Source organism: Paenibacillus sp. CR_12, from assembly GCF_041953985.1.
GTDB lineage: Bacteria > Bacillota > Bacilli > Paenibacillales > Paenibacillaceae > Paenibacillus_AQ > Paenibacillus_AQ lautus_A.
Genome location: NZ_JAVFHO010000002.1, coordinates 1,698,123 through 1,711,636, shown reverse-complemented (window position 1 = coordinate 1,711,636; position 13,514 = coordinate 1,698,123). Strand labels below are relative to the sequence as shown.

The following is a 13,514-nucleotide window of genomic DNA, read 5'->3' as shown; positions in this document are numbered from 1 at the left end:
TTAACATGTGTACGGCGAGAGTCGCCGCCGGTTCAATCTATATAGTATAGGCGATTGCATTGACTAAGACAATTATCATATGATAGTTCTCGTTAGGTTTAACGGAGTCAAGGCATGTTATGAGAAAAAGGAGGCAGCTTCATTGCTTACGACCCCTGATGATTATGTTAACCAATTATACCCTGAAGATGAAGAGCTTCGGCTTGTAATAGAAGCCATCCGCGAGCACGGGATGCCGGAGGTTTCGGTGGCACCGGCATACGGCCGGCTGCTGACCATGCTGGTACAGGCTGCCGGCGCAAGGAATATTCTCGAAATCGGCGCCCTTGGCGGATATAGCGGCATCTGTCTGTGTCGCGGACTTGCAGCCGACGGCAAGCTCACGTCCTTAGAGCTGAAGGAAGAATATGCGGCACTCGCAGGACGTCATCTGGAGAAGGCCGGATTCAAGGATCAGGTGGAGTACCGCATCGGTCCGGCGGCGGATAGCCTGGAGGCGTTGAAGCAGGAAGGGCGGACATTCGATTTTTTCTTTATTGATGCGGATAAGGAGAACTATCCTCTGTACTTGGAATATGCCATGGAGCTTGCCAATCCCGGTGCCCTCATTGCCGGAGACAATTGCTTTTTGCGGGGCCGGACGCTGAACTCGGAGAAGAACGGTCCTTCGGTTCAGGCCGTCCGCCGCTTTAATGAAATCATCGCGACGGACGAGAGGCTGATCAGCACGCTGCTGCCCGCCTATGACGGGCTGATCCTTGCGCGCGTGAAGGGATGAAACAGATAACACAAAGGGGCTGTCCTCGGGTCGGTTAGACCACGGGACAGCCCCTTTTTGGATAAGACGGTTGCTGTTATTCTGCTGGCAGGCTCAACGGTATTTGGGCGAAGGCTTATGCGAGAACAGTTTCCGTCTCACCCATAACATATTGATGATCAGCAGGCAGCCGGATGTAATGAACAATCCTTCGATTCCGATGAATCCGGATAAGAATCCGCCGATCACCGCACCCAGCATGTTGCCAAGCGCAAGTGAGCTTGTGTTGAAGCCGAAGGAGCGGCTTTCCATGCCGTCCGGCGTGTAGGAGCGAATCAGCGCGTTGACGCTTGGCAGCAGCCCGCCCATGAACACGCCCATCATGAACCGCACGATGATCAGCTGCCACACGGATTGCACGAAGGCTTGCGGGATCAACGTAAGTCCCGTACCGATCAAGGCGTACGTCAGTATGCGGTGCGCGCCGACCTTGTCGCTGAACTTGCCGAGAATCGGGGAGGCGATCATGTTCGACAGCCCCGTGACCGCCACGACGAATCCGGCCCATATCGCGATATCCACCGCGGATCCATGAAGCTTCTGAACATACAGCGGGAGCAGCGCCATAGGGCTGATCATCGCGAATTGAAGCAGGAACGTGACGGCGAATAACGCCGGCAGCTGCGGAATGTGGCTCAGCTCCTTGAGCCCGGCGATAACCGATGGTTGCGGCGCCTTGGCCGCCCGCTCGCGGTTGAAGTTTTCCTTGACGAGGAACAAGGCGAGCAGCGAGGCCGTAAAGATTAACCCGCCTGTAATATAGAAAATCGGCCGGAAGCCGACCCAGCTGGCCATGAGTCCGCCGATCAACGGACCGAGTATGGTTCCGGCGACTTGTCCGGATTGCATGATGCCCATCGCAAACCCCATCCGATTCTTGGGCGTCGTGCCCGATACGAGCGATATCGCCGCAGGGTTAAATCCCGATATGGTACCGTTCAGCAGCCGAAGAGCCAGCAGATGCCACGGATGGGTGGCAAAGCCCATGCATGCGATGACAAGCGCCATGCCGAAGCCGGAGCGCAGCAGCATGATTTTGCGTCCGTACTTATCGGCGACTTTTCCCCAGATCGGCTGAAAAATAAACGAGGTCAGGAAGTTGGCGGCAAAGATCAATCCGGCCCATACTCCTATCTCCCGGTCTCCTACGACATTCAGGTCCTGCGCCAAATATAATGTCAGGAACGGGGTGATCATGGTCATCCCGGAGTTGACCAAGAACTGCCCGAACCAAAGCACAATGAGATTGATTTTCCAATTGGTCAATGTGCCTTTCACTTCCTTTCTAAGCTGTCGGGTCCGGCTCGAACCGGACGTATGTGGAATTACCCTAAAAAAGCCGTTCTTCCAGTATAACATATTTAAAAAGTGCCAAATGCTAACAATGTCATAAGATTGTCATGTGATTTTCATAGGATGTCCATGTAAGACGGTTGTTACTTACTTTTAAAAAGGGCATAATGTTCTTTAGGAAACTTTATACACATTGATGGGGGCCTAATCATGACCTATAACGATCAATTCATCCGCGCTTGCCGCAAGCAGGAAGTGGACCACGTTCCTGTATGGTACATGCGACAAGCGGGACGCTACGACCCGGAGTATCGAAAGATTAAAGAAAAGTACTCCCTGCTGGAAATATGCAGTCAACCCGAGCTGGCGGCAGAAGTGACCCTGATGCCGGTACGGAAGCTCGGCGTGGACGCGGCTATTTTATATTCCGATATCATGAATCCCGTTGCCTCGATCGGGGTAGACTTCGATATTGTGAAAAATATCGGTCCCGTGATCGACAATCCGATCCGATCCGCAGCGGATGTAGAGAAGCTTCGCCCGATCGACGTGGAAGGTGATCTCGGCCATGTATTGGAGACGATCCGTATTCTGGACAAGGAGCTCGACGTTCCGCTCATTACGTTTGCCGGTGCTCCGTTCACGATTGCCAGTTATCTCATCGAAGGCAGACCTTCCAAAAATTATCTTCGCACGAAAGAGCTTATGTACAGCGAGCCGAAGGTATGGTTTTCGCTGATGGACAAGCTCGGCGACATGGTGATCGCTTATTTGCGCGCCCACGTGGCAAACGGCGGGAAAGCGTTTCAATTGTTCGACAGCTGGGTTGGAGCTTTGTCTCCAAAGGATTTCCAAACGTTTGTCCTTCCAACCATTCAGCGTATCTTTGCCGAGCTTCAGGACCTTAGCGTTCCGAAGATCTATTTCCCGGGGGTAAGCTCAGGAGAGCTGCTGCCTACGCTTACGGATCTCAGCACGGATGTCATCGGTCTCGACTGGCGAGTGTCCATTACGGAAGGACGCCGCCGTTTGGAGCATAAATATGCCGTTCAGGGCAATTTGGATCCGACGGTTCTGACCGGGCCGATGCCGGTCATTCAGCAGTATGCCAAAGAAATTATCGATCAGGGGATTCAGGAGCCGGGCTTTGTGTTTAATCTAGGACACGGTTTATTCCCGGAGGCTTCCCTGGAGAAGCTGCGTGAGCTGACCTCGTATATTCACGAATACTCCGCTCAAGCATTGCAGGCAGGAGCACAACGCTCTTAAACGTTGAATATTTTATTAGCCAGAGGTGAGATGGTATGAAGAATAAGATTGGCGTATTGGTCATGTCCTACGGCACGCCGGAGAGCATGGAAGGAATCGAAAGTTATTATACGCATATCCGCCGTGGATATAAGCCGTCGGAAGAGCAGCTCAAGGAGCTGACGGACCGCTATGAGGCGATTGTGGGAGGCGTGTTTCCGCTCCGCGAGAACACGGACCGGCAGGTCCGCACGCTGCAGGATACATTAAATGCGGATCCCCGGGCCATCGATCTTGAGTTTGTGTGTTATCAAGGCTTGAAGCACGCGGCTCCGTATATCGAAGACGGCGTGGAGCAAATGGTCCGGGACGGCATCGAGGAAGCCGTCGGCATCGTGCTGGCTCCCCATTATTCCACCATGAGCATCGGATCCTACGTGAAGCGTGCGCAGGCGAAAGCCGATGAGCTGGGACTTCAGATTTCGTTCGTGGAGAGCTATCACATGCATCCGAAACTGATCGAGGCTTTTGCAGACCGGGTGTCGGCGAAGCTGAACCAGTTCGAGCAAGCGGGGGCTGTTCGGGACAGCGTGAGGGTGCTGTTCAGTGCCCACAGCCTTCCGGAACGCATTTTGTCCGTCGGAGATCCTTATCAGGATCAGCTGCTTGAGACATCCAAGGCCGTAGCCGAGAAGGCAGGCGTGAAGCAGTGGCAGTTTACGTGGCAAAGCGCCGGCCGGACGGCGGAGCCTTGGCTGGGCCCGGACATTCTGGATACGCTGCAGGCGCTGAACAAAGAAGAACAGGTGGAGGACGTGCTGGTCGCGCCGGTCGGTTTCGTATCGGATCATCTTGAGGTGCTGTACGATTTGGATATCGAAGCCAAAAGCATTGCAAAGGAGATGGATATGCGGCTTGAGCGCATCGACTCCTTGAACAGCGACCCGCTCTATATGGAGGCGCTCAGCGACTCCGTGATCACCTTGATTGGACTGTAAGCCGTATTACCCGATTTTCGAATTTCTCAACAGAATGCTTTGATATGGAACTCCCCGGCGACGGGGGGTTCTATTCTTTATGGGGAAGCTGGTATAATGGGGGAAGCGACTTATTGCGCGAGCTCATGAGTGAATAAAGGAGTGACCTATGCAGCATCTGTCACGATCAGAGAAAAGCAAGGCCGAGAAGAAGGCCCGTAAGCAGCGAACCGGACAGGTTTGGCTCATTCTGAACCTATGCCTGATTTTTATGATCGCTGCTTTGCTTGTTTATCATTTTAAATTCAAGGAAGATCCGGTTCCGCAAACGGCTTATCCCCCTGGTATGCCGGACTTTGGCATGGAAGGGGAGCAGGCGGGAAGCACCGGCTCCGGGCAGCAGGATGTAGGCGCGGGAACGGATTCGGATCCTTCGACGACGACGGAGCCCGGCGAACCTCCCGATTCCGCGATAACGGGGCCTGATGGCAGCGCAGCGGATGAACCTGCCGATGACGAGATGGCAGCGCGGGTGGTCATGCATTTTGCAGGGGACACGTTGTTCTCGGGCAAGGTGGAGGCTGAGCTGAAGAAGCATGGATACGATTATCCCTACAAGCACCTGGGTACCGCATTTCTGGAGGACGACCTAACCGTGCTTAATCTGGAAACCCCGGTTACGACCGGAGGCGTTGGCGCCGCCAACAAGAAATTCGTATTCAAGTCCTCTCCGGACGTATTGCCCGCCCTTCGGGATGCCGGGGTGGAAGCCGTTAATCTGGCTAACAATCACATTCTGGATCAGGGGCAGGAGGGGCTATTGGATACCTTGAAGCACCTGAAGGACCATGATATCCGTTATGTGGGAGCAGGACGGAATGAAGAAGAAGCCTTTGCGGCCGAATATTTCGAGCTTCAGGGCATGACGGTTGCCTTGCTTGGGTTCAGCCGCGTCCTGCCGGAGACGACCTGGTATGCGCTGGAGAACAGGCCGGGGGTCGCCGGGGCTTATGACCATGTGCTGCCCAAGGCGGTTGAAGCGATCCAGGAGGCAAGGAACAAGGCCGATCTGGTGGTTGTCATCGCCCATTGGGGGGAGGAGCTTCATAAGACGCCGAATGTCCATCAGATCAATCTGTCACGCGCATTCATTGACGGCGGCGCCGATCTGATTATCGGCGGCCACCCGCATGTGCTGCAGGGATTGGAGCAGTACAAGGGCAAGTGGATTGCGTACAGCACCGGCAATTTCATCTTTACCAAATCGTCGAATGCGGATACGTGGAAAACAGCCGTGTTCCGGGCTTCATGCAGCAAGCAAGGAGACTGCGACCTGAAGCTGACGCCTTACCGTACGGAGATCGGACAGGTCATTCCGCTTGAAGGCAAAGAAGCTGAAGCCCTGCTGAAAGAGGTCCAGGAGCGATCCGTCGGCGGCGTCAAAATAGCGCTTGATGGTGAAGTTATAGCAGGCAAGGCCGCAGACTAATTCGTTAAACGTTACATCAAGGAGGTCCCACCATGAACAATTTATGCGTGGCTCACCGGGGGTTTTCCGGTAAAGCGCCTGAAAATACGCGCGCAGCCATTCAGATGGCGATGGATGAGCCCTTCGTGCATTGGATGGAGATTGATGTGCAGCTGACTCAGGACGGGGTCCCTGTCGTGATCCATGACTTCAGCGTGGATCGTACGACGACCGGGAAGGGCAAGGTGAAGGATCTGACCTGGCAGCAAATCCGGAGGATGGACGCCGGAGAATGGAAGGGACGCCAGTTCAGGGGAGAGCAGGTTCCATCGCTGGATGAGGTCCTGCAGCTGGTCAAAGGCCGATTGAAACTTAACATCGAACTCAAAACGAGCGGGGACATGTATCCCGGCCTGGAAGCCGCTGTCCTGGAGCGGATTCAAGCCCACCGGATGCTGCCGGACGTGGTGCTTACTTCGTTTGAACCGAAAGCTTTGATGAAGGCAAAGGAATTGGAGCCCGACGTGAAAACCGGACTTATCATCGATGCGCATCCTCGCAATTTGCTGGCACGCTTGAAGCAAATGAAATGTTCCTTTTTATCCATCGGCTATTCCCACCTGGATGCGGCTTTTGCGTCGGATCTGGTGAAGAACGGCATTACGCCCATGGCTTGGACGGTGGATGATGCGAAGAGCATGAGATCGCTCGCCCGAATGAATCCCGCCATCATGATCTGTACGAACCGGCCCGATACATGGGGCCAAATCTTTATTCATAAAATTGCACCAAAAGTTCCGTTCTGGCGAAGAAAATGGAGGTTTTAATTGATGTGTGCCCTAGTGAATAACGTTTATTGTGTAGGACGTAATTACCAACTGCATGCGGCGGAGCTCGGCAATGCCGTACCGGAAGAGCCGATGATTTTTCTTAAACCCTCGCATGCCGTCGTTCCGCTGGACGGCAGCGTGCTGAAGCTGCCGATGGACAGGGGCAGCCTTCATTTTGAAGGCGAGCTTGTTATTCAGCTTGCGGAGGATTACGCGCCAGGCAAGACCGTGGACGAGCTTGTAAAAACGATGGCCCTTGGCATCGATTTCACGCTGCGTGACGTACAGACGGTCATTAAGGAGAAAGGACACCCGTGGACGGCGGCAAAGGCGTTTAAATCTTCCGCACCGCTTACGCCATCCATTGCTTTCCCGGGAACCGCCAAGCTTGAGGATAAGGATTTTACCGTCTGGAAGAACGGCGCCCAGGTCCAGCGGGGGAATGTGAAGGATATGATCTTCTCTCTTCAGCGCATCATCGATTACATCGGCGAGCATTACGGTCTTGGTCAAGGGGATTTGATCTTCACAGGCACGCCGGCCGGCGTGGGACCCACGGAATCCGGCGACGTGTTCGAACTGTTCTGGGGAGACGTCCGTCTGGGCCGCTGCGAAATCGGGTAATCTGACAAGCTTTATTATGGGAGGGATCGCGGATGGATTGGCTGATCGGGGCAGCGGGTGCCGTCATCGTGGCAGGAGCCGCTTACAGGAAACGATCGTTATCGGAATCCGGAGCCTTAGCCGCTATTCTGATGGGTACCATATATTACGGAGCAGGGAACGCGTTTTGGTTCGGAACCCTGCTTCTTTTTTTCATAACGTCCACGCTGCTCTCGCGGCATGGGAAGCAGCGGAAGGCGGACCTGGAGAAATCCTATGCCAAGACCGGCCGGCGGGATGCCGGTCAGGTCTTCGCCAATGGCGGCATCGGCATGGTGCTGTGTCTGTTGAACGTATGGATTCCGTCCCATCTGTGGGTGTACCTGTTTATAGGCGTCATGGCTACGGTGACGGCGGATACCTGGGCCACGGAGGTGGGCAGCCTTAGCCGGAAGCCTCCGCGTTCCGTGCTGAACGGAAGGGTGCTGACAGCCGGGGAATCCGGCGGCGTGTCCTGGGTCGGCTCCGCGGCGGCGGCGGCGGGGAGTATGCTGATTGGGGCAGGCGGATGGCTGCTGGCCGAGTGGAGCGGCATGAATGCGGATCTGTTGCCGTATGTCCTGGCTGCCCTTGCGGGCGGCATGGTCGGAGCTTTTGCCGATTCGTACCTCGGTGCGACCATGCAGGTAATGTATCGCTGCCCGGCGTGCGGCAAATCGGTGGAAGTGTCTCGACATTGCGGCCAGGATACGGTGCGCATGCGCGGACATGCCTGGATATCCAACGATGCGGTCAATCTGGTCAGCTCATTGCTTGGCGGCGCGGCAGCTTATGGGATTGCGGCGTGGATTGCGTTATAATGTATCCGTCTTACCGATGAAGGAACGATCAACGAAATCTATAAATGTAAGTAGGGATCATAACTATGAATATATTGACCGTGGAACAGGTAACGAAAAGCTATGGAGACAAAATTCTGTTTCAGGATGCTTCCTTCGGGATGGAGGACCAGGATAAAATCGGGATCATCGGCGTAAACGGCACGGGGAAATCCACGTTTATGCGCGTTATCGCGGGGATTGAGCCGCCGGATGCCGGTAAAATATCGATGGGCAATCGCATCCGGGTGCGTTATCTGGCCCAGAACCCCGAGTTTGATCCGGACAATACCGTCCTGCAGCAGGTATTTGAGGGCGATCTTCCAGAGATGAAGGCGGTCCGGGAGTACACCGAAACGATGGAACTGCTGGAGCTGCATCCGAATCGCGAAGACCTGCAGCAGAAGCTGCTGAAGCTCAATCAGACGCTGGATACGCTGCAGGCGTGGCAGCTGGAAAGCGATGCGAAAACCATCCTGTCCAAGCTGGGCATCCGGAATTATGACGCGAAGATGGGGACGCTCTCAGGCGGCCAGCGTAAGCGGGTCGCATTGGCTGCGGCCTTGATTCAGCCTTCCGATTTGCTTATCTTGGATGAGCCGACGAACCATATCGACAATGAATCCGTGGCCTGGCTGGAACAGTATCTGCAGAAGCGCCGGGGTGCGCTGCTCATGATTACGCATGATCGGTATTTTCTGGACCGGGTGGCCAATGTCATGCTGGAGCTGGACCACGGGCGGCTGTTCCGATATGAGGCGAATTACAGCCGCTTTCTGGAACTGAAGGCGGAGCGCGAGGAGCGTGAGGCTGCTTCCGAGCAGAAGCGCCAGAATTTGCTGCGGAACGAACTGGCCTGGATTCGCCGAGGAGCCAAGGCGCGTACGACCAAGCAGAAGGCGAGGATCGAACGATTCGAGAAGCTCAAGGATCAGGAGATGGTACACAGCTCCGGCGAACTGGACGTCTCGGTCGCTTCTACCCGGCTGGGACGAAAAATTCTGGAGATTGAAGGTCTGCGGAAGAAGAGCGACGACAAAGTTCTCATTCAGGATCTTTCCTACATTGCCGTTCCCGAGGATCGGATCGGCATCGTTGGCCCGAACGGCAGCGGCAAATCCACGCTGCTCAATCTGATTGCCGGGCGGCTTCAGCCGGATGCCGGGGAAGTCGTGCTTGGCCCCACGGTCAAGCTCGGTTATTTCACCCAGGAGCATCAGGAGATGGACGGCAGTCAGCGAGTGATTGAGTATATCAAGGATGAAGCGGAGGTTGTCCGCACGGCGGACGGCTCGGCCATTACCGCGGCCCAGATGCTGGAACGCTTCCTGTTCCCGCCGGCGCTGCAGTGGACGCCGATCGCCAAGCTGTCCGGGGGCGAAAAGCGCAGGCTGTACCTGCTGCGGGTGCTGATGAGCGCGCCGAACGTGCTGCTTCTCGATGAACCGACCAATGATCTGGACATTCAGACGCTGTCCGTCCTGGAGCAGTACCTGGATGAATTCCCGGGCGTCTGCATCGTGGTATCCCATGATCGCTTTTTCCTGGATCGAACGGTGGACAAGATCATGGCGTTTGAGGGCAACGGACAGATCCGTGTCCATGTCGGCTCTTACAGCGAATATGCCGAATGGATGCAGCGCCATGGCGGCGAAGCCGCCGGGGGCAAGGCGGAAGCATCCAGTGCCAAGCCTGCTTCGGGAGGCTCAGGCAGCGGTTCCGCTCAGGAAGCGCCGCGGGAGCGCTTGAAATTCAGTTATAAAGAACAGCGGGAGTACGAGCAGATTGACGGTCTTATCGAAGCCGCCGAGAACAAGCTCGCTTCGATTCAATCGGAGATGGAGACCGCCGGCAGCGATGCGGCCAGGCTTCAGGAGCTGATGAAGTCCCAAGAGGAGACGGAAGGCGAGCTGGAGCATTTGATGGAGCGCTGGACCTATCTGAACGAGCTTGCGGAGAAGATTGAGCAGAGCAAGAAATCTTGAATATGCATGCGTAACACCAATAATAAAGGGGCGTCCCCAGGCTTATGGCCTTGGCGGGACGCCCCTTTTTCTGTATGGAGATGACTTATTTCACGTAGGCAGCCAGCAGCTTAACGGTGTTAAGAACAGCCTGTTTATGCGTTCTTTCCATCGCATGGGATGCATGAACGCCGGGACCGATCAACGCAGCCTTGATGTTGCTGCCGGCGGAGAGTGCCGCGGATGCATCGGAGCCGTAATGCGGGTACACGTCCACCGCATAAGCAATGCCTTCGCTTTCAGCCAGCTGGATCAGACGGCTGGTCATGCCGTAGTCGTAGGGACCGGAAGAATCCTTTGCGCAGATGGATACATCGGTTTCCTTGCAGCTCAGGTCATCGCCGATGCAGCCCATATCGACCGCAATCAGTTCATGGATGTCGGCAGGAATGTAGGCGGCGCCATGTCCGACCTCTTCATAGTTCGAGATGAGAAGCTTCACATTGTAGGCAGGCTTCCAGTTATCCCGTTTCATGCTTTCGAGCAAGCCGAAGAGGGCGGCGACGCTGGCTTTGTCATCCAGATGGCGCGATTTGATGTAACCGCTCGGCGTAATGACCGCACGCGCATCAAAGGACACAAAATCACCAACGCCGATTCCGAGTTTCTTCACATCTTCGGCAGACTCCACCCATTCGTCGATCCGGACCTCCATATGGGCTTCCTGGCGCTTGAAATCACGGGCATCGCTGTACACGTGAACGGAAGGATGCGTGGACAGGATCGTGCCCGTATATTTCTTGCCGCTGCGCGTATGGATGATGCAGTATTCATTCTCGATGCTGTTCATCATGTATCCGCCGACGGAGGTAAGCCGGAGCGTACCTTCCGATTTCACGGCACGAACCATGGCGCCGAGCGTGTCCACATGGGCGCTCAGGCCGACGGTTCGGCTGCCGTCTTGTCCGGGAACGGACAGGATGGCTCCGCCTTTCTCATTCCATTCCAGGGAAACTCCAAGCGAAGCGGCTTCCTGCTCGATCCGCTTCATGATGTCGTGGGTATATCCGGTAGGGCTCGGCGTATCCAGCAGTTCTTTTAGCAGGTCCAGCACGTAAGTTTCATTCGGTTGTATCGACACGGGTTGTTATGCCTCCTTGGTTCGATGGGACAGCCTTCCTATTCAACGGGAGCGTCCTTCTGATCTTTCTTGTTTTCCTCTTCCGCAGCTTGTATTTCAGGGGTGTATCCCGTTACTTCACGGATATGTATGAGCTGCTCCGCTAACGAACGGATTTCCTTCTGCATTTGATATTGACGGTAAATCCCGAACGTGCCGACGATCAGTCCCCCGATCAGCGAGCAACCGATAATCAGCAGAATCAGCGGTACGTTGACGGTGCCGAATAACAGGTTCACGGCAACCGGATTGACATTGATGACGGCGAACACAGCCGTAATCAGGGCAAACAATAAGGCTGCGATTAACGACCATTGAATTTTCATGGGGAACACCTCCTTCCTCCAAACAGTATAAAATCCCTCGCCCGTAAAGGGCAAGGGATTTTATTCCACCGGTCAATTGAGATTCGCTTAAGCCCTCGAAAGCAGGGCTGTTTATTTCGTCAACTGCTCCATCTGGTTGATGACGTCTTCAAACACGCTCATCGCCTCACGGATCGGCTCCGGAGAAGACATATCCACGCCGGCCTTCTTGAGGATGTTGATGGAGTAGTCGCTGCCTCCGCTCTTCAGGAAGCCGAGATAACGGTCAACGGCAGGCTGGCCTTCCTCCAGGATTTGCTTGGAGAAACTGGTCGCAGCCGAGAAGCCGGTCGCGTATTTGTACACATAAAAGCTGTTGTAGAAATGAGGAATCCGTGCCCATTCCATGCCGATCTCTTTATCCACCTGCATGCCTTTGCCGTGATATTTCACGTTCAGCTCGTAGTAGATGTCGGAAAGATCCTGTGGCGTTAGGGATTCGCCGCTTTCCACGCGTTCATGCACGATCTTCTCGAACTCGGCAAACATCGTTTGACGGAATACCGTCGTCCGGAATTGATCGGCATAGTAGGTGAGCAGATACATCTTCTGCTTCGGATCCTTGGCGTTCTTCAGCAGGTAATCCATCAGCAGCGCCTCGTTCGTGGTGGACGCCACTTCGGCCAGGAAGATGGTGTACTGCGCATCACGGTATTTCAAGGCGTTGTCGGAGTAGTAGGAGTGAAGCGCATGGCCCATCTCGTGGGCAAGGGTAAACATGCTGTTCAGATTATCTTTGTGGTTCAGCAGAACGTATGGATGGGTGCCGTATGCGCCCCAGCTGTACGCGCCGGTCCGTTTGTTCTCATTCTCGTACACGTCGATCCAGCCGTTGTCATAGCCTTCCTGCAGGCTGCTGAGATAATCGTCACCAAGCGGCGTAAGGCCTTCCTTGGTCATTTGTTTCGCTTCCTCGTACGTGATATCCCATTTGTACTCTTCTACGAGCGGAGCGAACAAATCGTACATATGAAGCTCATCCACGCCCAGCAGCTTCTTGCGGAGCTCCATGTAACGGTGAAGGAGCGGCAGGCTCTCGTGAATGGTGTCGATCAGGTTCGTGTAGACTTCCTTCGGAATGTTATCCCCATAGAGAGCCATTTCCAGAACGGAAGGGTACTTGCGGACGCGGGAGTAGAACATATTTTTGTTAACGTTGGCGTTCAGCGTAGCCGCAATCGTGTTTTTCTGCTTGCCGTAGGTTTCGTAGACGGCTTTGAAGGCACGCTCGCGAACCTCGCGGTTCGGGCTCTCCAGGAATTGAATATAATTGCCGTGCGTAAGCTCGACGTCCTTGCCGTCCTCGTTTTTGATTTTCGGGAATTTCATGTCCGCATTGTTGAGCATGCCGAAAATGGTCTGCGGTGCAGAGGAGAGGTTGCCGACTTGAGCCAGCAGCGCTTCTTCCGTCTTGGACAGCACGTGCGCTTTCTCCCGTTTCATCTCCGTCAACGTGAATTTGAATTCCTTCAGGGTAGGGTCCTCGATCAGTTTATCCAGTTCCGCCTCGGACAGGGACAGAATTTCAGGCGTGATGAAAGAGAGGGCTTCTCCGGCTTCGACGTTCAGTTTTTTGGCTTTGGCGGTTAGTGCCTGATATGTAGGGTTTGCCGTATCTTCGTCATGGTGCATATGAGCGTATACGTATAAGCGTTCGGCATGGTATGAAATTTCGTCTTCGAGCTCGAAGCATTCCTTGATGGAAGCTGCGTTGTTTAACTTGCCTTGGTAATCGGCGGTCCGTTTCAGCAGATTCTTCAGCTCAGCAAAGCTTGCATCCCAAGCCTTTTGATCAGCAAATAAATCCTCGAGTTTCCATTGATGCTCTTTAGGGACATCAGCGCGTTTCAACAATTGTTCCATGGAAATCCTCCTTGAATGATATGGATTA

12 protein-coding genes are annotated in these 13,514 nt (G+C 54.6%); 8 read left to right on the top strand and 4 right to left on the bottom strand.

The window, feature by feature from the left end:
• The first annotated feature begins 142 nt into the window (after positions 1–142).
• A complete protein-coding gene (locus RB297_RS11620) occupies positions 143–778 on the top strand; it encodes an O-methyltransferase (RefSeq protein WP_096776069.1) in 636 nt (211 codons plus the stop codon).
• A 93-nt stretch (positions 779–871) separates the two neighbouring features.
• Here RB297_RS11620 and RB297_RS11615 read toward each other — a convergent pair whose 3' ends face one another.
• A complete protein-coding gene (locus RB297_RS11615) occupies positions 872–2,083 on the bottom strand; it encodes an MFS transporter (RefSeq protein ID WP_192571024.1) in 1,212 nt (403 codons plus the stop codon).
• A 237-nt stretch (positions 2,084–2,320) separates the two neighbouring features.
• Between RB297_RS11615 and hemE the strand changes: the two genes are divergently transcribed.
• The 7 genes from hemE (at position 2,321) to taeA (ending at position 10,099) form a co-directional block, all read left to right on the top strand.
• Positions 2,321–3,379 (top strand): uroporphyrinogen decarboxylase, encoded by a 1,059-nt coding sequence (gene hemE / locus RB297_RS11610; protein WP_015736711.1) that lies wholly within the window; start codon positions 2,321–2,323, stop codon positions 3,377–3,379.
• A 35-nt stretch (positions 3,380–3,414) separates the two neighbouring features.
• The gene (gene hemH / locus RB297_RS11605) at positions 3,415–4,356 is read left to right on the top strand and encodes a ferrochelatase (RefSeq protein WP_375120483.1); all 942 of its coding nucleotides are present in this window, start codon (positions 3,415–3,417) and stop codon (positions 4,354–4,356) included.
• Between the two features lie 148 nt (positions 4,357–4,504).
• Positions 4,505–5,824, top strand: a complete 1,320-nt coding sequence (locus tag RB297_RS11600; protein ID WP_375120482.1) for a CapA family protein — start codon at positions 4,505–4,507, stop codon at positions 5,822–5,824.
• A gap of 32 nt (positions 5,825–5,856) precedes the next feature.
• Positions 5,857–6,630 carry a glycerophosphodiester phosphodiesterase gene (locus RB297_RS11595; RefSeq protein WP_009593791.1) on the top strand — a complete coding sequence of 258 codons (774 nt, stop codon included), beginning with the start codon at positions 5,857–5,859 and terminating at the stop codon, positions 6,628–6,630.
• Positions 6,631–6,633: 3 nt separating this feature from the next.
• The gene (locus tag RB297_RS11590) at positions 6,634–7,257 is read left to right on the top strand and encodes a fumarylacetoacetate hydrolase family protein (protein ID WP_015736707.1); all 624 of its coding nucleotides are present in this window, start codon (positions 6,634–6,636) and stop codon (positions 7,255–7,257) included.
• Positions 7,258–7,289: 32 nt separating this feature from the next.
• Positions 7,290–8,096, top strand: coding sequence for a DUF92 domain-containing protein (locus RB297_RS11585; protein ID WP_375120481.1), 807 nt, complete (start codon positions 7,290–7,292; stop codon positions 8,094–8,096).
• Positions 8,097–8,161: 65 nt separating this feature from the next.
• The gene (gene taeA, locus RB297_RS11580; protein ID WP_213579393.1) at positions 8,162–10,099 is read left to right on the top strand and encodes an ABC-F type ribosomal protection protein TaeA; all 1,938 of its coding nucleotides are present in this window, start codon (positions 8,162–8,164) and stop codon (positions 10,097–10,099) included.
• Positions 10,100–10,184: 85 nt separating this feature from the next.
• Here the strand turns inward: taeA and RB297_RS11575 are convergent, their stop codons facing one another.
• The 3 genes from RB297_RS11575 to pepF all read right to left on the bottom strand — a co-directional run bounded on the left by RB297_RS11575 (position 10,185) and on the right by pepF (position 13,486).
• Positions 10,185–11,219 carry a M42 family metallopeptidase gene (locus RB297_RS11575; protein WP_213579392.1) on the bottom strand — a complete coding sequence of 345 codons (1,035 nt, stop codon included), beginning with the start codon at positions 11,217–11,219 and terminating at the stop codon, positions 10,185–10,187.
• Between the two features lie 38 nt (positions 11,220–11,257).
• Complete coding sequence (locus RB297_RS11570) at positions 11,258–11,584, bottom strand: LapA family protein (protein WP_009594827.1); 327 nt, start codon at positions 11,582–11,584, stop codon at positions 11,258–11,260.
• A gap of 111 nt (positions 11,585–11,695) precedes the next feature.
• Positions 11,696–13,486 carry an oligoendopeptidase F gene (gene pepF, locus RB297_RS11565; RefSeq protein ID WP_015736703.1) on the bottom strand — a complete coding sequence of 597 codons (1,791 nt, stop codon included), beginning with the start codon at positions 13,484–13,486 and terminating at the stop codon, positions 11,696–11,698.
• Positions 13,487–13,514: the final 28 nt, after the last annotated feature.

What these genes read in the sequence shown, in the direction of transcription:
- RB297_RS11570 (WP_009594827.1), bottom strand. Translation starts at nt 11,584, where the DNA reads ATGAAAATTCAATGGTCGTTAATCGCAGCCTTATTGTTTGCCCTGATT.
- RB297_RS11600 (WP_375120482.1), top strand. Translation starts at nt 4,505, where the DNA reads ATGCAGCATCTGTCACGATCAGAGAAAAGCAAGGCCGAGAAGAAGGCC.
- hemE (WP_015736711.1), top strand. Translation starts at nt 2,321, where the DNA reads ATGACCTATAACGATCAATTCATCCGCGCTTGCCGCAAGCAGGAAGTG.
- hemH (WP_375120483.1), top strand. Translation starts at nt 3,415, where the DNA reads ATGAAGAATAAGATTGGCGTATTGGTCATGTCCTACGGCACGCCGGAG.
- RB297_RS11585 (WP_375120481.1), top strand. Translation starts at nt 7,290, where the DNA reads ATGGATTGGCTGATCGGGGCAGCGGGTGCCGTCATCGTGGCAGGAGCC.
- pepF (WP_015736703.1), bottom strand. Translation starts at nt 13,486, where the DNA reads ATGGAACAATTGTTGAAACGCGCTGATGTCCCTAAAGAGCATCAATGG.
- RB297_RS11590 (WP_015736707.1), top strand. Translation starts at nt 6,634, where the DNA reads ATGTGTGCCCTAGTGAATAACGTTTATTGTGTAGGACGTAATTACCAA.
- RB297_RS11595 (WP_009593791.1), top strand. Translation starts at nt 5,857, where the DNA reads ATGAACAATTTATGCGTGGCTCACCGGGGGTTTTCCGGTAAAGCGCCT.
- taeA (WP_213579393.1), top strand. Translation starts at nt 8,162, where the DNA reads ATGAATATATTGACCGTGGAACAGGTAACGAAAAGCTATGGAGACAAA.